The organism is Arcicella aquatica (genome assembly GCF_034928825.1).
In the GTDB taxonomy this organism is placed as follows: Bacteria; Bacteroidota; Bacteroidia; order Cytophagales; family Spirosomataceae; genus Arcicella; species Arcicella aquatica.
In genome coordinates this window covers 1-22,757 of the sequence record NZ_JAYFUL010000028.1, presented here as the reverse complement: position 1 = coordinate 22,757, position 22,757 = coordinate 1, and the positions used below count along the sequence as shown (strand labels likewise).

Here is a 22,757-nt window from a genome sequence, read left to right as displayed (position 1 = left end):
GTCTAATCCAAAATTTTAAGCTTAGAAAGCTCTCTAAAATACTTATATTTGTAAAAACGGAAAAGCAATGAGAAACTCCCTAAAAACTCCCTTAACTCAAGCTCAGATGTTAGTTTTACAAGTGGTAAAAGAACAATATAATGAGCAAGATTTGGATGAGTTAAAGCAACTATTAATTGACTTTAACCATAAAAAGATGCAAAAGCATTTGGATGAATCTGTTGCTAATAGAGAATATACTGATGAAGATTTTGAGAAAATATTAAAGGGGCACGACCGAAAAGCACATTAATATGCTCAGAATTGTTTTAGATACCAATGTTTTAGTAGCAAGTATTTCTAGGAAATCTCCATTTCATTGGGTTTGGCAAGCCTTTTTACAAGAAAAATACCAATTGTGTATTACTACGGATATCTTGGATGAATATGCTGAAATTATTGAAAGGTACTTTTCAGTAAAAGATGCAGAAAATACTTTAACACAGATAATGATGAGTAAAAACGTAATTCAAATTATTCGTTTTTATGAATGGAATGCCATAGAACAAGACCCTGATGATAATAAATTTTTTGATTGTGCAGTAGCAGCTAATGCCCATTATCTGGTCTCAGAAGACAATCACTTTAACATTTTGGAAAAAATATCATTCCCTTTAGTCACAAGAATCAAAACACTTGAATTTAAAGAAGTACTTGAAGAACTTTAGTTTACAAAGGGTAGAGACTAGATTTGACAACTTTTCAAAAAGTTGTCAAATCTAATCAAAACTAAAATACTACACATACAAAATTCCCTTATCCACCTTCGCTGGCAATGGCCCTTTAGTTACCAGTTTTAAAGCTGCTAAATTTGCTCCTGCATTCGCACAATTTTCTGGGCTAGCTCCTTCGGTATAGGCTGTTAGAAAGCCTGCCCAATAGGCATCACCCGCTCCTGTTGCATCCACTACTTCTAGAGGTTTTACACCCAATGTAATTTGTTTTGTTCCTTTTTCAGTCGAGATGATTGAGCCATCTCCGCCTTTGGTTAGGCAAATTAGCTCCGCTCCCATCGCATGAAAATCTTGCAGGATTTGTGCTTCTGATACTTTATGTCCATATATTCTTTCGGCATCATCTTCGCTTAATTTTACCAAAGCATCGTGTGAGCAATAGGCTGAAATAGTTTCCCAAGCCTGTTTTCTATCTGGCCAAATTTGTATGGCATAATTAGCATCTAAGCTAACTTTACAATTGAGTGCATTTGCTCGTTTGGCAGCATCTACAATAGTAGTTTGGGCAGGGTCTTGGCTCAAAGCAAAACAAGTAGTATGAAAAATAGCGGAGGCTTCCAATAAACTATCAGGAATATGCTGTGGTTGTAGCATACGGTCTGCCGTACGATAGGCAATAAAATCTGGCGTGCCTTTGGTGCGAGAAACCACTACTATACTTGTCGGCTGAAAATCATCAATGGCTATATGGCTAACGTCAATGCCTGTTTTGGCTACTTCTGTTTTTAGGTAAATGCCAATGTTGTCGTTGCCAATACAGGAAACCAAGGCGGTATTCATTCCTAAACGAGCCATATTCGCAGCCATATTGGCGGGACTTCCACCCTGAAAGCGTTCGAAAGTAGCGGTTTCGAGAATACTATCTTGTATTTCTGTACCAATAAAGTCGGCCAAGAGCTCGCCAACTGAAAGTAATGCATATTTTTTCATATTTATAAAAATGGATTGCTAGATTAAAGCCCAAATATTCAATAATTTTCAGTGCTTTATCTGTGCAAATTACTGATAATTCTGTAAAAATTGAGTAGATTTAATAATAAAACCTTCACGACAATATGATGCTTAAAAACTACCTTTCAATTGCTTTGTTCGCTTTTTTGATATTGACTCAGGGAATATCATTTGGAAAACCCAAAAAGAAAATCACTCATACTCCAACGGTACATCAAATAGACGATAAGGAGGCTTTACTTCGCAAAAAAGCGGATGAGTTGGCTCATAAATACATTATCGTTGATGGTCATGTAGATTTGCCCTATCGCCTCCACGCTAAGATGGAAGATGTATCCGTACAAACCGCTGGTGGTGACTTTGACTATGTTCGCGCTAAAAAAGGTGGCTTAACCGCGCCTTTTATGTCTATTTATGTACCTGCTGATTTACAACGTAAAAAGGGTTTTTCTAAAGCCTTGGCTGATTCCCTGATTGATATGGTAGAGAATCTGGTAAAACAATACCCTGATAAATTTGCCTTAGCAAAATCTCCTGCTGATATAGAAGCCAACTTTAAAAAAGGTTTGATTTCTTTGCCAATGGGCATGGAAAACGGCTCGCCTGTAGAAAGTAACTTGGCAAATTTGCAGTACTTTTATGATAGAGGAATACGCTATATTACGCTTTGTCACGGCGAGGATAATTTTATTTGCGATACCTCGTATGACACTACTAATACGTGGCGAGGATTGAGCCCAATTGGGAGACAAGTGGTCAGAGAAATGAATCGATTGGGTATTATGCTCGACTGTTCGCATATTTCTGATGATACTTTTGCACAGGTTGTAGCCCTTTCGAAAGCTCCTGTGATTGCTTCACATTCTTCGTGTAGAACTTTTACCCCTGATTTTATTAGAAATGCACCAGATAACCTGATAAAGGCAATGGCTAAAAAAGGGGGTGTGATTATGATTAACTACTCTTCGATGTTCTTGGATTCTATTTCCAACAAAACCTACGAAACCAAAAGAACGCATTTACGTCAATGGCAAAAAGAGCATAATTTAGTTCCTAAAGATTCGGCTGCTAAAGCTTATGAAACAGACTATGACAAACTTCATCCAACACCGCTTACGAATGTGGAAAGAATAGCCGACCACATTGACCACGTAAAGAAAATTGCAGGAATAGATTATGTAGGACTAGGTTCTGATTTCGACGGCGTAGGCCCAACCCTGCCTGATGGTTTGAAAGATTGTTCACAATTACCCAACCTGATTTATGTATTACTGAAAAGAGGTTATACCGAAAAGGATATTGAAAAGATTTGTTACAAAAATGTTTTTAGGGTCTGGAATAAAGTAGCGGAGGTAGCTAAGGGAATGTAGGAGTTGTGAATTGCGAGTGAGTGAGTGAGTTAAATTTAACTCACTCACTTAATTCTATTGCTTTAAAAAAGAAAGTATGAAAACTTGATTTTCAAAAAAGTTAGTACAGAGCTCTTTTTTATATACCATTTGTTTTTTCTGAAATGCCTTCCAGTGCTCAAAATGCTTGCTGATATTATTCGTCTGGTTTATAGCATCTAAATACAGTAAAGCCTCCATCACAACTTTCTGGTCATAATACAAATCGGACCTGTTGAGGTAATAATCCAGATAGGCATTTAAATAATGTAAACTTTTCTCAGTATTGAAGTAAGCTAATACCAAAGCATAAATATGCCCTACACAACAAACTTCGCTTTGTAAAAGATGTATTCCTATCTGTTCTATTAGTTCGTCATAATCTTTTAAGGCTACAAAATAAGCCCCCACCAATCGTGTACGCCAATCTAAATTGCCTAAAAGTTCTAGACACACCTTTGGGGTTATTTGATCTCTTACTGCCATTACTCCTTCAATCCAGCTATCATCTCTTTCAGAAGCAATGTTCATATAAAAAGGAATTACCCATTTCTCCCTAAAATCATTAGATAATTCATGCTGATTTCTATATGGCAATAAGCTCATTATTTCATTTAAATGTTCCATCGTATTAATAGAGATTCGATATGCCAATATACTGAATCTTATTAAAAAGTAACCCCAATTAATAGAAAGTTATTAAAACATTAGTTATCAGTATAGGCATCATAAACATTCCAAGCCCAAACAATAAATGGAATGATGTATGTCCACCAGAAAAAGAATGATACTACACCAGCTACAATCCATATTATAATTGCTTTGATGATTTGTCCTTTAACTAACTGACCTAAGCCTGGAATAAAAAATGATAAAATTGCCGGTAATGTGTGTGCTTGTGTTTGCATAGCGTTTGAAGTTTTAGATGATTCGTAATAAGTTTATTGCTTTATGCTTTTTATTAAGAGATGCTCGATTTTTACTCCTAATAGCACATTCTCCTATTATTTTGAGGAGATTTATTAAAATATTTCCCCTCCACCATTTATCACATAAAAAAACCATTCCTCCCTTTTCAATCTCCACAATTTGTTTTTGCAAATCCTATTGTATTATATTTGTAGTGTACTATTAAACTAATACAGTATATGATATCAATAAACAACCTCTCGTTTAATTATGGAAAACGAAAACCTGTATTCCGAAATTTAAACCTAAACCTATCTGCTGGAAATGTATATGGCTTATTAGGTAAAAACGGTGCGGGTAAATCATCATTACTTAGAAATATGGCGGGTTTGCTATTTCCTAGCGAAGGTTCTTGCACCGTAAATGGTTATAAAGCGCAAGACCGTCTGCCTAGCTTTTTACAAGAGATGTATTTTTTACCTGAAGAATTTTATACGCCTCCTATAAAAATTAAGGATTTTGTAGCTACTTATTCGCCATTTTATCCAAACTTTTCGCTGAAACAATTTTTGGAATATTTAGAAGAATTTCAGATTTCTGATAACGAGAAGTTCACGGAGTTATCATTAGGACAAAAGAAAAAGGCTTTGATTGGCTTTGGTTTGGCAACAAATACGAAAGTGTTGATTATGGACGAACCAACCAATGGCTTGGATATTCCTTCAAAAAGTCAGTTCCGTAAAATCATTGCTTCTGTGGCTACAGACGAGCGAATTATTATTATTTCAACGCACCAAGTACGTGATTTAGATTCTTTGATAGACCCTATCATTATCCTAGACGGTTCGGAGGTATTATTACATGCTACCACTGAAGAAATTTCTGAAAAATTATCTTTCAAAACAGTTTCGGTAGTAACAGACCATGAGAAAGTTTTATATTCAGAACATTCGATAAGAGGATTTTCGGTGGTAATGCCTAACAATGGTCACGAAAACAATAAAGTAGATTTAGAATTATTATTCAACGCTGCTTTATCCAATCGTCAGGCAATTAAAGACATCTTTCAATAGCCTTTATCTGTTTAACCCAATAGTCATCTCGAATATGACTATCCACAAACTTACAGCAAAACACTATGAATAACTTTTTTGATTACAGCCGTTTTTCACTCCTTGTGAAAAGACAATGGACTGAAAACAAGTTTATTTTTCTGATGGGAATAGCCATTTTTATAAGTATCACTTCGGTACTTTATTCCATCAATTTCGATTCAGAAAATAATTATATGCTAAACAAAGGCATACAAATAATGATGTTTGTTATTGGTCTTTTTGCAGGAGGAACCTTGTTTGCCAATTACCTTTTTAAAGATTTTGGCAATAATATACAAACGATGAGTTTCTTGATGACGCCAGCATCTCATTTTGAAAAAATCTCCGCGGGTATGTTCTATGCCTTTATTGTTTTTCCGATAGCCTTCTTTATCACGTTCGGATTAGTTGATGGTGCTTTCGTTAAGCTTTCTGGTAACCCTTACAACGAAATGCTGTATGCTATGATACTAAACTCTTATAAAGAATATGATTTTTTCGTAAATGTGTGGATTGCTCTACAAATGTTTGTGATATTAGGTGCTATTTATTTTGGCAGGATGTCATACATTAAAACTGCCTTTACTGGCTTCCTTATACTAGCATCGTTGGTTTTGATTCAGTATTTGCTGTTTACAATCATCATTGGTAAGGGCTCTCATAATATTGATATGGGTGATGACAATAGACACAATCTTTCAAGTGAATTCAGATTCATGATTGATGGCTCAAAATATGCTTTCTATTATGTACTAGCACCGGTTATAGCAGTAATAGCCTATTTTAAATTAAAAGAAAAGGAGGTTTAATATGGAATTCAGAGATAACCAAGCAATTTACCTCCAAATAGCAGAATATATTTGTGAGCGTATCTTACTGAAGCAGTGGACAATTGGCGATAAAATCCCATCTGTTCGTGAATTAGCTGTTCAGTTAGAAGTTAACCCTAATACGGTAATGAGAACTTACGAGTTCTTGCAACAAAAGGAGATTATTTTCACAAAAAGAGGCATGGGATTTTTTGTATCAGATGATGCTCAAGACAAAGTATTAGCCTTTAGAAAAGAAGAATTTCTAGGGAATGAATTACCAGTATTCTTTAAAAATGTTCATTTGTTAGGGCTAGATTTTGATTTTATTAAAGACAGATTCGAGGCATTTAAAACAGCTAATTTTTAAGCACATAAACCTTATGAAAACATCAAATAAATTATTGGGGGCTTTGGCCTGTATATTAGTAATTGGCATGACCTCATTTACGATATTGCTTAAGGCTGAATACAAAAAAGAAATTGTCCGTACAGATATTTCAAAACAAGTGATTAAGTTAAAGGCTTTTAATAACCTTGACTTGATTGCCTTGGATGGTGACATTAATGTTGAGATAGAAGAAGGCAATGAATACAGTATCAAAAACGTGCCTAATGCTAAAGTTGTAGGACAGTCATTGAAGATTGATAGTACCTCGGAAATATATGGAAAAATTATTATTACTGTTCCTAAACTTCCTGCTATTTCTTTACAAGGTTATGAAATATCAGTAAAAATTAATGGCAAAAACACCAAATTTGCTAACAGTACTTTAGCCGTAAATAGTACTGCTACTGGTGACTTGACGTTGAACAATTGTGATTTGACGGCGGTAAATATTAAAACTGAGAATGCAGAAGTTAAAAAGAATTGGTGGGGTGATTGGGAACGTTATTATCATTTCCATTTAAATGATTCTAAGGTCACTAATTCTGATATTACATTAAAAGGTAAAGCTACTTTATCATTGAAAAAGACAGCATTGCTATCACCTACATTTGATTTGAGCGATTCTGCTTCTATCACGGTTGAAGGAAATGCGATGAATCCTTTTGTGAAGAAATAGTCATCCATTCTGCTAGTAAAGCCCAACAATGAGCCTCGCAAGTCCAGTTGATATGAAAAACTTTTGAAGAAGCTATTTTATACAATATCGGATTTTCGTAGGCTGTCAGCAACCCTGCAATAAAAAAGTAAAAACCTTTAAATATCTCCTTTGAAAAATCGACAAGCTCGGTTTTTTCAAAGGAGATATTGAAGCGTAATAGACTGGTTTCGATAAGGATTCTATCCATCAAAGCCAAATTTGGTCGCCTCAAGTAGTCCAACATATCTGCTACTAGTTTTTCTCGGCAAATCTCTAAAGCCTCAATCCTAAATTTTGCCATTAATCTCGCTACATGATACATGATGATAGGTGTTCGGACGTAGTGATGCGCTACTCTAAAGGGTTGATTGATATACTGATCTGATAAGATAACCTGTTGAAGGTATTTTATAGCATCATTCCCATGTTGGTCGAGTGTTATATCATATGAAAGTAAGCAATAAATCATATTTGATAAAGCACAGGCATCAAATTCGATATACATTTTTTTACCAAACCAGGTTGAATATGCTTTTAAGGCTTTGTATTCCTCAAAGGTATTTTCGATGGTCCGCGTATATCCGTTTGAATGCATCACTAGCTTATCTTTCAAAGCAATGGCTTCTTCTTGTGAAAATTGCTTCGTCAGAAAAACCATTGAAGTATCATCAATATCATCTGGAATTTTAAAGTGATTCAGTTTGTGAAGGATGTTGCCATGAGGGAAATGCTGAGACGGTTTTGTTTGAAAGAAATTATAGGTATTCAGTCCATCTTTATTCTGAAAAAGCGGATACGTAGCAATGGCTTTTTTAGTAATTTTTCCAATAAGTGTTTGTGATGTTTCCGACAGATTTTCTTTAATGTTATTCAGCGTAAAAACGGTAATAGCAGTAAAAAAAATATTAGTATCTGGACGACGATAATGCAAAATATTATTTTCCCGATAAGACTCAAAAAGTCCATCGGGAAAATATGCTTTATCAGCAGATGTTTGTAAATCTGCAATTTTTAAAATTATATCGTCTATTGTCAAAACGTTAATTTTTTAAATCTTCATTCATTACACATATCTTTATTTTCAAATCGACACATTTTCAAATTTTCAAATTCTAAAGATATTTCACCATCGCATTTTCATCTACAAACAAATCATCACTCATTCTGATAGCTTGTTTTTCAAAACTAAATACTTCAAATCCTTCCGAAAGATACAAATTTTTAGCCCGATGATTATCAGCTATTAATGTCAATACAATCTGTTTTAGGCCTACTCCTTGTTTAGCCCTTTCGATGGCAGCCTGCAATAGATTCCGTCCAAGACCCAACCCTTTGGCTTCGGGAGCTACATACATCCTAAAAATCAATCCTTTGTGTTTGAGTTTCAAAACGCTGTCTCTTTTAAATCCAACTGTTCCTAACAAATCCCCCTCGTCAGAAAAAGCCCCTAAAGTAAAGCTTTCAAAAGTATTTTCAGTAGGGAAAGCTTCGCCAGCAATATCCACTGGCGAAACCCTGAAAAACTGAGATTCTTCTGTAATGGCTTTGTGCAATAGGGTATAATAAAGCTGGATTTCAGCCTCAGTATTGATTACTTTTATGTTCATACTAAAGTGGGTAGTCCATTTTAATGTCTGTTCTTTCGTAAAAAGTCTTTCCGAGAGGTACTTCTACAAACCCTATGCTTTTGTAGATTGAAATGGCTGGTTTTAGTGCTGTATTCGATAACAAATATAAGCCTTTGGCTTTACGAGCTTTAGCTTCATCAATTGTTTTTACACATAGCTTTTTGCCTAAACCCAAGCCTTGGGCTTTAGGTGTTACGCCCATTTTTGCCAATTCGTAAATACCATCTCCATCATGGATTAAGGCAGATGTCCCCACAATCTCATCTCCTAATTTTGCTAGAAAAATTTGTCCCCCATTAGCGATAATTTCATCTGGTGCTTCTAATTGTTCTAAATCGTGAGGTTCTACTTTGAAAAACGTTTCAATCCATTCTACATTAATACGTTTGAAGTCGTCTTTATAAGCTTGCTGATATTCAATAATTTGTACATTATTCTCCATGATTTCTTGGGGATTTATTTGAATATTCTTTTCAAAAAAATGAGTATCCACAGGCATAAAAGGGAAAACCGAAGGAATATTTTGTTTTTCGATAGCCTCAAAGCCATTTCTGATATAAAAGCGAATAGCAGCTTGTAGGCGTTCTAATGTTCCTAAATATAGGTTTGTCATGCCTGCTTTTTGGGCTTCGGTGGTTAATAAATCCAAGAGTTTCTGAGCGATGCCATACTCTTTGCCTCTGAACTCTTTCTTAACAAACATTTTACGAATTGCTCCAACATTTTCGCCACAATCAATCAGAGCGATGCTTCCTATCACCTTACCCTCGTACAGGGCTACCCAGAAATTGCCATACTTTTGTTGGTAAAAATTCGGAATATCTAATAAATCTTGTTGTTCATTAATGGTAATCGGTACTTGAAATTCTTTTTGCTGAATAGTCAAAATTAAATCTACTACTTGGTCTGTATATTGATTTTCAAAGGGTTGTATCTGTATCATTGTCTTCTCTATTAAACTATTATTTCACCTATTAAATATGGGGCTACTTTACCCGCCATTTTTACCCTGTCGCCCGCTAACGTACAGAGCAGCTCCCCTCCTCTGGCAGATATTTGCTTGGCTGTTAGGATATTCTTTCCTAATTTTTCTGCCCAATAGGGTGTTAAGGTAGTATGGGCGGAGCCTGTGACGGGGTCTTCATCGATACCTGACTGTGGGCCAAAAAATCTTGATACAAAATCTACCTCATCTCCTTTGGCAGTAACGATAATGCCTCTGCATTTTACCTTAGCAATGGTCTTGAAATCGGGCTTTAGGGCTTTTACTTGGCTTTCGTTTTCAAAAACCAGAAAATAGTCTGTAATACCTTTTAGGGTTTCTTGGGGTTTTATTCCCAGTCCTTCTATTAATTCTTCAGGTGTTTCTGCCACTACTGGCATATCAACAGGGAAATCTAATTCTAATAAATCTCCTTTCTTTTCTACTTTCAGAATACCACTTTTAGACTTAAATGCTATGGTTGTTTTTTGATATTTGGCGTACTCAAAAATGGTGTAGGCAGTCGCTAGTGTAGCATGACCACAGAGGTTTACTTCAACGGTTGGCGTAAACCATCGTATATGAAACTGTTCACCTTCGGCGACATAAAAAGCCGTTTCGGCAAGGTTATTTTCAGCAGCAATTTTTTGCATTAATTCATCAGTAATCCATTCAGTAAGGGGTACTACAGCGGCAGGATTACCCGCAAATACTTCATCCGTAAATGCGTCTAATTGATATATTGTTAGGTTCATAATGGTTATCAGCTTTCAGCAATGAGCTTTCGGCTTCTTTAAATGGTTTTTTAGCTATGAGCAGTGAGCTATAAGCTTTTTGAAATAAGAATAAATACACAAGATTTTAGAAGTATAAAAAGCTCAAAGCTGATTGCTCAAAGCTCACAGCTTCACCCTAATTTGTGAAACTCCTTAAAGCGTTCTAAGTAACTTTTTTCAGACCAAGCATCTTCAATTTCTTTGACGGCAATTAGTAAATTATGCTCTTGATTTTCGATGATTTCGGCATTCATCAGTTTTATTTCCTCCCAAATTTTTTGGAGTGTAGGTAATAAAGTCTTTCCCTTTTTCGATAATTTCAAATTACGTTTACGAGCGTCCTCGTCCGACTTCTTAGAAATTATCAAACCTTTTTTCTCCAACTCCTTTGCCATCTGAATAATGGCTGGATGCGTAACATTCAACCCTTCAGCTATTTCCATAATCCCAGCCTCGTTTTTGTGAGACAGAAAGTAAAAAATAGGAAACCATTTTGGTTGAAAGTCAACACCGTAAAAACGATACACATCTTCACCACCACGCATGATGGTCTCGCTGAGTCGTTTGAGCCTACTTCCAAAAGCCAAAGGGCCTAATTCTGATATTAAATCCATTTTTATGTAAACAATTACGTAAGTGATTACGCAAATTTTAAAAGTTTTTTTGAATTAAACAAAAAAATCTTCTCCTTTTTGAAAAAGAGAAGATTTTGAGGGGAGAGATTTTTAGATAATGCTATTTTGTTAACCGTAACTGTAGTTATATAAACCACAAGCTTTAGCTTGGCGTGTTAAGGATTAGAAATCCTTATTTAATAAAGTCGAAGATGTAGCGAGCTAACATCCAGACCAACATCTGTTATATTAAACTTCTTTCACTTCAATGGCATATTTAGGCAGTTCTTGCTTTATTTTTTCATATATTTTTATCCATTCTTGATAGCCTTCCTCAATTTGAGAAGCTGAGAAACTTGCCCAATTAGCATGTTTACGGGTAAATTCCAACTCTTCTTCCTTTCTTATTAATAATTGCTGTGGTGAGGGAATAAAAACCGTATGTAATCGATGATTATTTTCTTTAAGTTTATTTGATAAATTAACTATTGAATCAATATCGTGATAATAACGAATCAAAACATCGTTCTTTTTTCTACTTAATTCAGTGGACAGTGAGTTCAAAATCTTTTCTTGATCATAATTTACACTTAGTTTACGTTCAGTTAAAAACTTATCCATGCTAATTTTTTCAACATTTAGTTTTTCGAAAACAGTATCTGTTTCTTGCATTTCTACTATTATATATACATTCATAGTTCTAAACATTTAATTGATTACTCTTAACGAAATGCCTAATTCTTCTAATTCTACATTGCACCCTGTTAGTCCGCATCATAAGATGCTGGACTTCAGTAAATGTGGTTTTACAAACCACAAGCTTTCGCTTGGCGTTTGTAGAATTAGATATTCTTATCTAATAATAGCAAGCTAATATCTCGACTAACAATGGCTTGCAAAACTACAAAATTTTTAGCGAGCTGAATTAATTCATAAAAAACAAAAAATACATTTGCATTTTACAAACCGATTGGTTTATATTTGTTCTATGTTTACAAAATCAGATATTACCAGACAAGCTATTATTGAAAAATCAGCTCCTATTTTCAATACTAAGGGTTATAGTGCTACCACTATGAGTGATATTTTGTTGGCCACTGGATTAACCAAGGGTGGTGTATATGGGAATTTTGAAAGTAAAGACCAAATCGCTATTGAAGCATTTGAACATTCTATAGGCAAGCTTTTAGAAGCTTTACGCTTTAAAATCAAAAAAGAAAATACTGCCAAAGACAAACTCTTTGCTATTCTAAGTTTCTATAAAAACTATAGTATAAGTCCTTTAACAGCAGGTGGTTGCCCTCTACTGAATACTGCGATAGAATCTGACGACAATCTACCCTTCCTGAAAATCAAGGCACAAAAAGCACTGGATGAACTGTTAGGAGGCTTATCGTTAATCATTCGAAAAGGTATCGAGTCAAAAGAATTTAGGGATGACTTAGATGCTCAGAAGGAAGCCACCTTAATATTTAGTGTTATTCAAGGGGGGCTGATGATGAGTAAATTAACGGATAATCCAAAAATATTAAATGGCTTGTTAGAAAACCTAAAAGCCACTATCAGTACACAATATTTACGATAATTTTTTTTATTCAAAAATAAACCGAACGGTTTATTTAAACTTACTCTTATTTAAAATTTAGGAATGGCAAGCATAAAGAAAATATCAGCACGTCTAACAGGTCTTTATTTCAATCTGTTAGCCTTTGTGCTTCCTGAAAAGCTAAAAAAAGATGGCTTTAACCTTTTCTGTACGCCCTTTTCAAAAGGGCTCAAGCCACACCACCAAGCATTTTTGATGCCTGCCTTTGCTGAAGTACTTGAAGTTGACGGAAACAAAATTCAAACTTACCGATGGGGTACTGGTTCAAAAAAAGTATTATTGGTTCATGGCTGGGCAAGTCATAGTTTCAGGTGGAAATCATATATCAAGGCTTTGGTCGAACATGACTTTACAGTTTTGGCACTAGATGCTCCTGCACATGGTAACTCTACAGGCAAAATCATGAATTTAGTTATCTATGAAAGGACTTTATCGGCATTCTTGGAAAAGCACCCCGATTTACACACCATCATCGGGCATTCAATAGGTGGTTTTGCTACTACTTATTACCTAAGTCGAAATCCAGAGGCATCCATTCAAAATGCGATTATTTTGGCTGCTCCAGGAAAAGTAGAAGAGTTTTTTGCATTTTATGTTCAATTCTTGGGACTTTCAAATAAAGCCATCGGGTTGATTTCCGAACAGTTTGAAAAAGAATTACAACAAAAGCCTTCGTACTTCTCTGCAATCAATTTTGCCCAAAACATCAACACAAAGGCACTCATAGTTCATGATAGAGGAGATAAATCTACCAATTATTTAGATTCAGAAAACCTCAGTCAAGTTTGGAAAGGCTCAACACTGAAACTTACTAAGGGACTTGGGCATGAATTGAAAAGTGAAGAATTACTACAGGAGATTATCAGTTTTTTACAATAAACATCATAATAAATAGTGATTAGTAATTAGTGAACATTCTGCCGTCTTGATAGCATTCAAATGATTTATTTTCAGTTACTTATGACAAACAAAAACGTTGCTTAAATTGTATTGATTACTTAAAAATTTGTTTTACAGCCGTTTTAATTTATTGAATCTTAATTTTAAAAACAGTCTTTCAAAATGAAATACGTCTTAATCATACACGAAGTAAAAGATTATCTATTGTGGAAAAAAGTCTTTGACGAAGCCGCCACCATTAGGAAACTAGCAGGCGAAATTTCTTATCAATTACTTAAATACGAACAGGATGCTAACAACATCGTACATTTTTCTGCTTGGACTTCCCTTGAAAATGCAAAGAAATTCTTCGAGTCGCCCGAGCTAATTGACATTAGAATAAAAGCAGGCGTAAAAGCTCCAACGTTTATTTACTTAGAAAAACTAGAAGAAGGAATATTATAACTATAAATAAGATGGATAACAATTATTTAGATAGTGCCATTAAGCAATTTGAGTATTACAAAATGCTTGCAGAAAAGACCTTTAGCCAAGTAAGTGATGATAAACTTTTCTGGCAATACAACGAAGAAAGTAATAGTATTGCGATGATTGTAAACCATCTTGCTGGAAATATGCTCTCGCGATGGTCGGATTTCTTAACAACAGATGGTGAAAAAGAATGGAGGAATAGGGATGCTGAATTTGAAAATATCATCCTCACCAAAAATGAATTAATGACAAAATGGAATGAAGGCTGGAATTGCCTATTCAATACACTCAACACATTAACCAATGCCGATTTAGACACTATCATTTATATACGAAACCAAGGGCATACCGTGCAGGAAGCCATCAACAGACAGCTTGCTCATTATCCATATCATGTTGGGCAAATTGTTTATATCGGTAAAATGGCTACTGATAACTGGCAATCTCTATCTATACCAAAAGGTAATTCGGATGATTACAATAGCAACAAATTTTCTAAGCCAAAAGAGAAAACTCATTTTACAGATGAGTATCTAAAATAATATTCAACTCATGAAAACCTTTCTATCTGCCTTCTTATCTGTTCTTTTCCCGCTAATGCTAACTGGTCAAAAGCTAACATTGGCTCAACAGGATTCAGTTTTTGTACGTGAAAATTTCTCTAAGCAAGAAGTGTATATCACTATGCGAGATGGCATTAGATTATTCACCTCCATTTATATTCCTAAAGATATTTCCAGTGAAAACCCCTACCCTTTTTTAATCCACCGTACATGTTTTGGTTCTTCACCTTATGGGACTAGCAATTACCCAAAACTCCTGTATTATTCAACCCACGTAATGCGAGAAAAATTTATTTTTGTCAAGCAAGACGTGAGAGGAAGATACATGTCTGAGGGTATTTTTACAAATATGACTCCTTACATTCCGTCGAAAAAAACTTTAAAAGACGTAGATGAATCTTCTGATACATTCGATACCATAGAATGGTTATTGAAAAACATTCCGAACAACAATGGCAATGTAGGATTATATGGCATTTCCTATACTGGCTTTTATGCCATTGCAGGTGCTTTAAGCGGACATCCTGCTATCAAAGCTGTGTCTCCCCAAGCACCCATTTCAGATTTTTTCTTTGAAGACTTCCATCATAATGGTGCTTTTGTTTTAGCTGTTGGCAATGCCCTGCCAGTTTTTGGTATTCCTACCCAAAAACCAACCGAAAGTCATTGGTTTCTAGCACATTTCCCTGAAATTAACGCCAACAATGGTTATAATTGGTATAAGTCGATGACTCCTCTACAAAATTTTGGAAAACTGTATTCTGATAATTTCTTTTGGAATGAAATAATAGAGCATCCTAACTATGATGATTTTTGGCAGAAACGCAGTATAATTCCCCATTTGAATCCACCTACAAAAATGCCTCCCATATTAAATGTTGGCGGTTGGTTCGATGCCGAAGATATGGTTGGTGTGTTGGATATATATAAGCAGATAGAAAAAAACAATGCTGCTGTGTCAAACACGTTGATTATGGGGCCTTTTGGTCATGGAGATTGGTCAAGAGAACAGGGACACCATTTGCAAGGAAACATTTATTTTGGTGATAGTTTAGCAACCTTTTTTCAGAAAAACATCGAATTACCATTCTATAAAAAACATTTAAAAAATGCTATCGACAAAGACACCCAATTGCCTAAAGCCTACCTTTTTGATACAGGTAAAAAAGAATGGACAAATTTTACTGAATATCCAGTTAAAGATGCTGTAGGGTTAGATTTATACCTTCATGCAGATAAAAAACTATCAGCAGTTTATCCCAAAAATGGATTTCGGCAATATGTATCTGACCCTAAGCATCCTGTTCCTTATGCAGAAGGAGTGTTTGAAACCCTTGATTTTTTACCTAATTACATGAGTGACGACCAAAGGTTTGTTTCTAATCGACAGGATGTGCTAACTTTTCAAACCGAAGCATTACAGGAAGATATTACCTTTATTGGAGAGATAAAGATTAATCTAAAATTTTCAACATCAGGAACTGATGCTGACTTTTTTGTTAAAGTTATCGACGGTTACCCTCAAAATGAACCCAATAGTCAGTACAGTCCAGTAGGTATCAAATTGGCTGGCTACCAACAGATGGTTCGTAGTGAAATAATGAGAGCAAAATTCAGAAATTCTTTCTCCAGTCCTGAACCGCTTGTTCCAAACCAGAAAACTAATCTGGATTTTCGACTCCAAGATGTTTACCACACCTTCAAAAAAGGGCATAGCATCATGATTCAGATACAGTCGTCAGCCTTTCCTTTATTCGATGTTAATCCTCAAAAATTTGTAAACAATATTTATAAAGCCAATGAAAGAGATTTTCAGAAAGCAACCATAAAAGTATTCAGCGAAAGTAAAATATCCGTAAACATTTTATCAAACACTATAAATGGGAAATAAAATATACATCATCGGTGCAGGAGCTGTGGGTAAAGCGTTAGCAGTTTTTTTGAAATTAGAGGGCAAAGACGTATATATCATTAGGGGAAGTGTGGACAACCTCCCTACACAATACGAAACAATATCTGTTCAAATAGACCAACAAACTATCTTGAAAGCCGAAATCGAAGTGAGTTCTCTTGCTAGCCATTCAGCATTCGATGGTATATTGGTAGTCACCAATAAATCTTTTGGAAATGAGAAACTAGCCGAAACGTTAAAGATAAGTGCTAAATACTCGCCGATAGTCCTTCTACAAAATGGACTAGGCGTAGAATCTCCATTTCTTGAAAAAGGGTTCACAGATATACATCGATGTGTGTTATTTACGACCTGCCAAGTATTAGGAGAAAACCTAGTAAGGTTCAAACCCGTAGCAGTATCACAAATTGGCATCATTAATGGTAAAGAAGATAGCCTACAACATATTGTAAACCAGCTAAATAATCAAATATTCCAATTTAGAGCAGAAGAAAACATTCAATACACTATCTGGGAAAAAGCGATTGCAAACTGTGTTTTCAATTCCATTTGCCCCCTTTTAGATACTGATAATGGTATATTTTTAAGAGATAAAGGCGTTATGGATTTAGCCAAAAATGTAATTAGCGAATGTGTCAAAATCGCCAATTTATCAGGTATTGAAATAACTGAACAGGAAGTAATTGAAAGTGTATTAATGATTAGCAAAATGTCTGATGGACAGCTTATCTCGACCTTACAAGACATTAATAATAAACGAAAAACCGAGATTGAAACACTAAATTTTGCCATAGTAGCTATTGCCCAGAAATTAGGCAAAGGGAATGAAGTAGTACAGACAAAACTACTTGGAGACCTTACTAAAATAAAAGCTGAACTGAATTTTCGCGAATAAAACCCTAGCTTGGCGTAGTGTTTATGGCGTCTCTTCAAATATTTATTTACCGTATAATAAGTTTTTGGTTAAATTAAGTATTAGCTTTTAGCCGTGTGTTTTAGTTTTTAGTTTATTCATATAATTATTGACCCGTTGCCTTCTAAGGTTGCCTTCTAAGAAGGCATGACACAGTGGCGTAGTGAAAAAACCTACGCCAAGCGAGGGTTCAGCTTTGAGAATATCGGTTAAATTCTTTAGATATTGTGGATTTGAAATGGAGGTAGTAAGCGAAGGAAAACAGGTAAATAGGTCAGACATTTTCCTACAAAATAAATATAATTAAAACACCTACTCAAAAATAATTTTCCCTTAACTAAGGGACATTGGTGCTACACCTATTTATATAAAAGTAGTAAAATTTCCTGAAAATGAAAAATAAATGATTGGGTTATTTGTATTCATTTTCATGGTAATTAAGCAGAAAAAATAATTTCGTTTTTTATTATTAGTATGGTATTAATAATTAAAAATGTAATTTAGTATCAATATATTTGTAATATATGATAAGCATTTAGTCTAAAATGGGTTTACTAGAAAGTAAAATAGTAGATTTTGAAGTAATGCACGAGTACTTGATTTACGGTTTAATTTTTAGGAATAAAAAAGCTGACCGTTATGTTTAAAGAAGTTAAGACCTTAAGGATATTAAATATAACAGTAATAACACAAAAATACTAAAAGTACTACAACAATTCCGTTTATTAGCAAGTAGTGTGTACTATTAGAATAAAACAATAAACCCTAAAATGATTGATAATTACTTTGAATATTACACCCAACAAGAAATTTCTAACCCTGAGTATATAGATGGGACTTCACATACCATGGTAGAAGACGAGTTTATTTCTTATGTAACTGGTACAAAATTTAGTAAATCTCAAAAAGAAACATTAAATAAATGGATTAAATCTATTTCACCTGTAATTAAAGTTTTTGGTGCCTATGAAGGACATATGGAGATATTACTTAAGGATAACTACTCTGTAAAAAAGAAAATAGAGAGAGAGTCAAAATCCCAAAAAATGTTCAATTGCAAAAGACCATTTTTTATTGAAGTTGAAAATATAATAAAAAAAGAAGAAGAGCTTTGGATAATTGTATTTCCTTCAAAAGAATATGTTGAGCAATATAGTGAATTAGTAAATACATATTGCCATTTATACATAGAGGAAAAGCAATTAGCCAAAAAAGATATAAAAATTGAAACTATCCATTTTCCAAAATTAGAATTGGGGATCACTATTTGGACAAATTTTAAAGATGAAATAGCAAGTTTTATAGAAAAGGGAGATTTTGTTGTTCTAGGTCATGTTACTGAATTACAATCTAATATTTTGAAAACGGAAACTTGTGAAATTGTTTTGGATTTTGAACCGCTAGGATTAGATGATTTGTTTGGCATTTCGATTGTAAACCATAAATTAACAAACAAAAGGTGCATATTTATTGGATTTAAACATTCTTATTGGGGGTCTGCTAGCGGATTAATTTCAAAAGCTATTGCTGAATGTGGCGCTAAAACAATAATGTACATTGCAAAGGCAGGGACATTTATTTCTATTGGTACGATATACAAAAGCGTTTCCCCACAAATTTATTCAATTATTGAAAAAAACAAGAAAACTGAAAAGTGGGAAACAAATAACTATGGGCAACTAGCAAATCAATTTGATTTTTTTAAGTTACTTGACTCTGAAATTCAAACAACAGGAATTCATCTTACAGTACCAACAGTTATAGGCGAGACCTACAGTCAGGCTGAAGGGTACAATCAATACAGGCCTGGAACTGTTGATAATGAAATTGGTTACATTGCTAAGCACTTAAAAGAAGTAAATAGTAACATTAATTTTTTTTGCATACACTTTATTACAGATTACCTACACAGTAAACTTGATAAAGAATATAAAAATATAAGTAAATATGGTTTAGCAGACAAAGAACACGCACATAAAGACATTGAAAGAAAGAAAAACATGAGTGTCTTTTTAGAAAAGTCAGCAAAGGAAATTATTAGACTAATTCCAGTTTATGGAATTGAGGTTAATGACGATTTCCATCTATATAAAGAAATGCCATTAACTAATCTGATACAAGCTATTAAAAATGATGAGATAATTCTTAGATGGTCTGATAATTTATTATTTAAAGAAGAGTATATAGAGAATTTTAACAATGCGGAGTGGGCAATTCTTGACATAATTAATAATGATGAAAAAATTTCAGATTTATCAACTGAAAAAATAATAGATTTAGCACTCGTCTATCAAAAATATGGCTATTTAAAAAAAGCGAGTGGCGTATGTAAAATAGCAAATAAGAAAGAATCTAGGGAAAGTGCTTGTTCCTTAATGCTATTAGTGATAAAATTTAAAATCAATATACAACAAGGCTTTCTCAATGAGGAAACAATAAATTTCGGAAATAACATAATTCAGTCCATTGATAGGTTTAAATTAAATCAAAAATTCATTCCGTCAATTTATAATAGGATTGCAATTTGTTACACCTATATAGGAAATAGGGACATGGCTTTAAACAGCATATCTGAATCAAAAAAATTCTATAAAGAGTTCCCATTTATTAAGCAAGTCGTTGAACTTAATGAATTATATATAGAATATATTTTCAAAGAGAAGGGAAATAACATATCGAATAACGAAATTGATACATTTATTAAAGAGATTACTAACATACAAGAGTGTTATATAAAATATGAAGAAAAGGAAAATAAAAATCAGCCAAGTAATGTATCAAAATCACTAGCCGTTTGCCTATTTGTAGAGGGGGTTATTCAATTTACACACAATCCTACATTATCAGTGAGATTATTTACAGTCGCAAGTTTTTTGCAAAAAAAATCAGGAACTAATTCTCAAGCAGAAGGATTCGCTGAGTTATTACATTTGATTAAGGATAAAGACTTGAAATCTATAGTTATTAGCTTCATGGATGATAAGCTTGAGGGACCCTACTTTAAAGCTTTCAAGAAACAGATTACAGAAGTTAGAACACAAATTCTCCAAGTAAATAGTATTAGAACTATTAAAGAGTTCAAAAATCTTAGAAAAATAATAAACCGTATAAATTAATATACAATGAAATTAATAGCGAAACAGTTAATAAATAGAGATTCTTTAATTGAGACATTGAAGGATGAAATAATAAAAGAAATTAAGTCTTTAGACGGAGAATTAACGGGTTCTTGGATTCAAGGAGAACCTCATTTATTAATTACTCCTGAAAGTATAATATCTTTTTCAGACATTGATATATTATGTAATAAACCACATTTAAATCCCAAATATATAAATGAAATTAAAGTAAAGTACAATAATATAAATATATTATTTAATAAATTGTCATATAAAGACAAAAGTTATGATGTGGATTTATATGTACAAAGTCGAATTTATGATTCTCTCAACTCAGACTTGTATGATATCGTATATATATTTTGGTTCTATGTGGCCGTTATTGAATATATTTCAAATACAAAATCGGACCCCTATAATCAATTACGAAGACAATACTTTATGAATAAAATTTTTCTACATCTTTTTATGAATACACCAACTCTCATATTTAAGAAAAATAAAAATTGTTCTTTATTAGCTTCTGAATATTTAAAAATTAGTAAAAATGAGGCGTTTTGCAAGACTCTATTTGATGTTAAAACCGGTAATCATGATATCTCTTTTGTTAACGAAACAGATACGTATATTAATGAATTTGAACATTTATTTAACTATCTATATAAAAATAATTATTTAAAAGAGCGAACTTGCTTGGAAATGATTAGCATACTCAAAGTTATAGATTCGTTTATAAGTTGTAGCAAAATTGCAACTTTATCAAAAGAAATTCGCAAAAATATCACCAGCATTCATGATGAAAAAATTGTAAAATATCAGTTGGGAAAGTTATTTAACCATGAATATTGAAGATAAAATAGTAAAACTATTTCAAAGTTATTACCAAGATAGTACTATAAATAATAAACTAATCGAAGTTCGTAGACTTCAATTAGAATTTTTCTCTGATTGTATAAATCGGCATGATAATAAGTACGTTCAAAGTGCTTTTATTGATTTATTAATAAATATTGAGTTAATCCTTCCAATTAATATAACTTACTATGCGGCCTCTTACCCTTCAAAATGTGTAATTATTTCTAATCATCTAGGTATAGGTAAATTGGCAAAAATATACCCGGAAGATTTTCGCACATCAAAAAATTCTTTCTTACCAAATAACGATTCTTTCATTTTCCTCGGATTCCCTCTATTTTACTATTTGCTTATAAAACAACATGTTACTTTTAATAGTTTTAGAACACTTAGCATTCCTTATGAGAGCAAAGAAATATCTGCATTACAAGATCAAATTAGTGTTGTTCCTACCACTAAAAGTGAATATCGCAAAATACTAACCAATAAAGAACTCACTAATTTATTGATATTTCCCGAAGGTGGAACATCTGGCAAAAGAAATCAAATAGGTATCTACTCTTTGGAAGAGTTTAATGATGGTTTTATAAAACTGTCAAAAAAACTTAGAATGGACATTTTACCCATTATCCAATACTTAAATAAAAAAGGAGAATATGAACTCATAATATTAGAAACAAAAAACGATGAAACTTCATTGGACTTAAAGATAAGAATGCAAAATGAAATGAATAAGCTTATATTATAAAATACACACAACACAGATATTACATTGCAAAAATGAAACGCATTTTCTAATTTTTCAAGTTTGGACTTAGACGTTGCCTTCTAAGAAGGCATGACACATTGACGTAGTGAAAAACACTACGCCAAGCGAGGGATTAATTAGATAGCTGAAATCTTATAAACTTCTTTTTTTAATTAGTTCCAGAAAACTCTCTCGATATGTATTACTGATAGCGATTACTCGATTGCCGATATATACATGATTATCCGCAATTTTACTAATATGATTTATGTTGATAATCAATAAAGGCTATTAGTTAAAAATGATTTTACTCACGTGCGAGTTTGCCCGACTGTATGCTCTCATAGGGCTTTTGACTCTAAAGTTGTGTAAAGCACATGCATTTATAAATAAACTATCGGCATAATTGAAAACATTTAGTATTAAAAGGTCTTTAACGATTCTCATTCGTTTTATACCTTTCATGGTATGTTCATTACAAACCCGATTTTGAGAATGTTTAGTATTTTGTTGTTTTTGTTCCAAAGTTAATTCATCACGATATGGTTTTTTATGAGGTAAAATAACTGTTAAATTCTCCGCAGAATATCCTACATATCCTAAATCTAAGAGCATTGTAGTATTTTTAGGATAGCTTAAAGCCTCTTGATCTGCAATA

The 22,757-nt window shown here is 33.5% G+C and carries 27 protein-coding genes; 16 read left to right on the top strand and 11 right to left on the bottom strand.

Translation table 11 applies throughout. The features are described 5' to 3' along the window. Nucleotides 1–67: 67 nt before the first annotated feature. Complete coding sequence (locus VB264_RS15895) at nt 68–292, top strand: hypothetical protein (RefSeq protein ID WP_323250786.1); 225 nt, start codon at nt 68–70, stop codon at nt 290–292. A gap of 1 nt (nt 293) precedes the next feature. Continuing rightward, complete coding sequence (locus VB264_RS15890; RefSeq protein WP_323250785.1) at nt 294–707, top strand: putative toxin-antitoxin system toxin component, PIN family; 414 nt, start codon at nt 294–296, stop codon at nt 705–707. 69 nt (nt 708–776) lie between these two features. Here the strand turns inward: VB264_RS15890 and VB264_RS15885 are convergent, their stop codons facing one another. Beyond that, the gene (locus VB264_RS15885; RefSeq protein WP_323250784.1) at nt 777–1,703 is read right to left on the bottom strand and encodes a carbohydrate kinase family protein; all 927 of its coding nucleotides are present in this window, start codon (nt 1,701–1,703) and stop codon (nt 777–779) included. Between the two features lie 125 nt (nt 1,704–1,828). Between VB264_RS15885 and VB264_RS15880 the strand changes: the two genes are divergently transcribed. After that, nucleotides 1,829–3,094, top strand: a complete 1,266-nt coding sequence (locus VB264_RS15880; RefSeq protein ID WP_323250783.1) for a dipeptidase — start codon at nt 1,829–1,831, stop codon at nt 3,092–3,094. Nucleotides 3,095–3,148: 54 nt separating this feature from the next. Here the strand turns inward: VB264_RS15880 and VB264_RS15875 are convergent, their stop codons facing one another. Both VB264_RS15875 and VB264_RS15870 read right to left on the bottom strand, forming a co-directional pair. Further along, nucleotides 3,149–3,739, bottom strand: a complete 591-nt coding sequence (locus tag VB264_RS15875) for a DUF6000 family protein (protein ID WP_323250782.1) — start codon at nt 3,737–3,739, stop codon at nt 3,149–3,151. Between the two features lie 80 nt (nt 3,740–3,819). Continuing rightward, complete coding sequence (locus VB264_RS15870; protein WP_323250781.1) at nt 3,820–4,020, bottom strand: hypothetical protein; 201 nt, start codon at nt 4,018–4,020, stop codon at nt 3,820–3,822. 240 nt (nt 4,021–4,260) lie between these two features. Here VB264_RS15870 and VB264_RS15865 point away from each other — a divergent pair, with 240 nt between their 5' ends. The 4 genes from VB264_RS15865 to VB264_RS15850 all read left to right on the top strand — a co-directional run bounded on the left by VB264_RS15865 (nt 4,261) and on the right by VB264_RS15850 (nt 6,991). Beyond that, nucleotides 4,261–5,094 (top strand): ABC transporter ATP-binding protein, encoded by an 834-nt coding sequence (locus VB264_RS15865; protein ID WP_323250780.1) that lies wholly within the window; start codon nt 4,261–4,263, stop codon nt 5,092–5,094. Between the two features lie 65 nt (nt 5,095–5,159). Continuing rightward, nucleotides 5,160–5,924, top strand: coding sequence for a hypothetical protein (locus VB264_RS15860; protein WP_323250779.1), 765 nt, complete (start codon nt 5,160–5,162; stop codon nt 5,922–5,924). Nucleotide 5,925: 1 nt separating this feature from the next. After that, nucleotides 5,926–6,294 carry a GntR family transcriptional regulator gene (locus VB264_RS15855; RefSeq protein ID WP_323250778.1) on the top strand — a complete coding sequence of 123 codons (369 nt, stop codon included), beginning with the start codon at nt 5,926–5,928 and terminating at the stop codon, nt 6,292–6,294. Between the two features lie 13 nt (nt 6,295–6,307). Further along, nucleotides 6,308–6,991 (top strand): hypothetical protein, encoded by a 684-nt coding sequence (locus VB264_RS15850; RefSeq protein ID WP_323250777.1) that lies wholly within the window; start codon nt 6,308–6,310, stop codon nt 6,989–6,991. Here VB264_RS15850 and VB264_RS15845 read toward each other — a convergent pair. The 6 genes from VB264_RS15845 to VB264_RS15820 all read right to left on the bottom strand — a co-directional run bounded on the left by VB264_RS15845 (nt 6,948) and on the right by VB264_RS15820 (nt 11,708). Then, nucleotides 6,948–8,048, bottom strand: coding sequence for a hypothetical protein (locus tag VB264_RS15845; RefSeq protein ID WP_323250776.1), 1,101 nt, complete (start codon nt 8,046–8,048; stop codon nt 6,948–6,950). The two genes, VB264_RS15850 and VB264_RS15845, sit on opposite strands and share 44 nt — an antisense overlap. A gap of 76 nt (nt 8,049–8,124) precedes the next feature. Continuing rightward, the gene (locus VB264_RS15840) at nt 8,125–8,619 is read right to left on the bottom strand and encodes a GNAT family N-acetyltransferase (protein WP_323250775.1); all 495 of its coding nucleotides are present in this window, start codon (nt 8,617–8,619) and stop codon (nt 8,125–8,127) included. Between the two features lies 1 nt (nt 8,620). Further along, a complete protein-coding gene (locus tag VB264_RS15835) occupies nt 8,621–9,583 on the bottom strand; it encodes a GNAT family N-acetyltransferase (protein WP_323250774.1) in 963 nt (320 codons plus the stop codon). A gap of 11 nt (nt 9,584–9,594) precedes the next feature. Continuing rightward, entirely contained in the window at nt 9,595–10,377 is a 783-nt protein-coding gene (locus tag VB264_RS15830; protein WP_323250773.1) for a PhzF family phenazine biosynthesis protein, read from the bottom strand. A gap of 152 nt (nt 10,378–10,529) precedes the next feature. Continuing rightward, the gene (locus VB264_RS15825) at nt 10,530–11,012 is read right to left on the bottom strand and encodes a MarR family winged helix-turn-helix transcriptional regulator (RefSeq protein WP_323250772.1); all 483 of its coding nucleotides are present in this window, start codon (nt 11,010–11,012) and stop codon (nt 10,530–10,532) included. Nucleotides 11,013–11,261: 249 nt separating this feature from the next. Next, the gene (locus VB264_RS15820; RefSeq protein ID WP_323250771.1) at nt 11,262–11,708 is read right to left on the bottom strand and encodes a hypothetical protein; all 447 of its coding nucleotides are present in this window, start codon (nt 11,706–11,708) and stop codon (nt 11,262–11,264) included. A gap of 292 nt (nt 11,709–12,000) precedes the next feature. Here VB264_RS15820 and VB264_RS15815 point away from each other — a divergent pair, with 292 nt between their 5' ends. The 6 genes from VB264_RS15815 (at nt 12,001) to VB264_RS15790 (ending at nt 17,359) form a co-directional block, all read left to right on the top strand. Further along, nucleotides 12,001–12,597 carry a TetR/AcrR family transcriptional regulator gene (locus tag VB264_RS15815; protein WP_323250770.1) on the top strand — a complete coding sequence of 199 codons (597 nt, stop codon included), beginning with the start codon at nt 12,001–12,003 and terminating at the stop codon, nt 12,595–12,597. 63 nt (nt 12,598–12,660) lie between these two features. Then, entirely contained in the window at nt 12,661–13,497 is an 837-nt protein-coding gene (locus VB264_RS15810; RefSeq protein WP_323250769.1) for an alpha/beta hydrolase, read from the top strand. Nucleotides 13,498–13,680: 183 nt separating this feature from the next. After that, nucleotides 13,681–13,962: a hypothetical protein gene (locus tag VB264_RS15805; RefSeq protein ID WP_323250768.1), complete on the top strand. Its 282-nt coding sequence runs from the start codon at nt 13,681–13,683 to the stop codon at nt 13,960–13,962. A gap of 11 nt (nt 13,963–13,973) precedes the next feature. After that, nucleotides 13,974–14,531, top strand: a complete 558-nt coding sequence (locus tag VB264_RS15800; RefSeq protein ID WP_323250767.1) for a DUF1572 domain-containing protein — start codon at nt 13,974–13,976, stop codon at nt 14,529–14,531. Nucleotides 14,532–14,541: 10 nt separating this feature from the next. Next, the gene (locus tag VB264_RS15795; RefSeq protein WP_323250766.1) at nt 14,542–16,443 is read left to right on the top strand and encodes a CocE/NonD family hydrolase; all 1,902 of its coding nucleotides are present in this window, start codon (nt 14,542–14,544) and stop codon (nt 16,441–16,443) included. Next, nucleotides 16,433–17,359, top strand: coding sequence for a ketopantoate reductase family protein (locus VB264_RS15790; protein WP_323250765.1), 927 nt, complete (start codon nt 16,433–16,435; stop codon nt 17,357–17,359). The genes VB264_RS15795 and VB264_RS15790 overlap by 11 nt, the downstream gene beginning before the upstream one ends. An 87-nt stretch (nt 17,360–17,446) precedes the next feature. Here VB264_RS15790 and VB264_RS15785 read toward each other — a convergent pair whose 3' ends face one another. Beyond that, nucleotides 17,447–17,659, bottom strand: coding sequence for a hypothetical protein (locus tag VB264_RS15785; protein ID WP_323250764.1), 213 nt, complete (start codon nt 17,657–17,659; stop codon nt 17,447–17,449). Nucleotides 17,660–18,147: 488 nt separating this feature from the next. Here VB264_RS15785 and VB264_RS15780 point away from each other — a divergent pair, with 488 nt between their 5' ends. From VB264_RS15780 to VB264_RS15770, 3 genes are read left to right on the top strand one after another with little or no spacing between them, the layout of a single operon-like run. Continuing rightward, the gene (locus VB264_RS15780) at nt 18,148–20,493 is read left to right on the top strand and encodes a hypothetical protein (RefSeq protein ID WP_323250763.1); all 2,346 of its coding nucleotides are present in this window, start codon (nt 18,148–18,150) and stop codon (nt 20,491–20,493) included. Between the two features lie 6 nt (nt 20,494–20,499). After that, a complete protein-coding gene (locus VB264_RS15775; protein ID WP_323250762.1) occupies nt 20,500–21,345 on the top strand; it encodes a hypothetical protein in 846 nt (281 codons plus the stop codon). After that, nucleotides 21,335–22,099, top strand: a complete 765-nt coding sequence (locus tag VB264_RS15770) for a hypothetical protein (protein WP_323250761.1) — start codon at nt 21,335–21,337, stop codon at nt 22,097–22,099. Before VB264_RS15775 ends, VB264_RS15770 begins: the two co-directional genes overlap by 11 nt. Nucleotides 22,100–22,390: 291 nt before the next feature. Here the strand turns inward: VB264_RS15770 and VB264_RS15765 are convergent. Then, nucleotides 22,391–22,757 (bottom strand): transposase family protein (locus tag VB264_RS15765; RefSeq protein ID WP_323250760.1); only part of this gene is annotated, 367 nt, incomplete at its 5' end.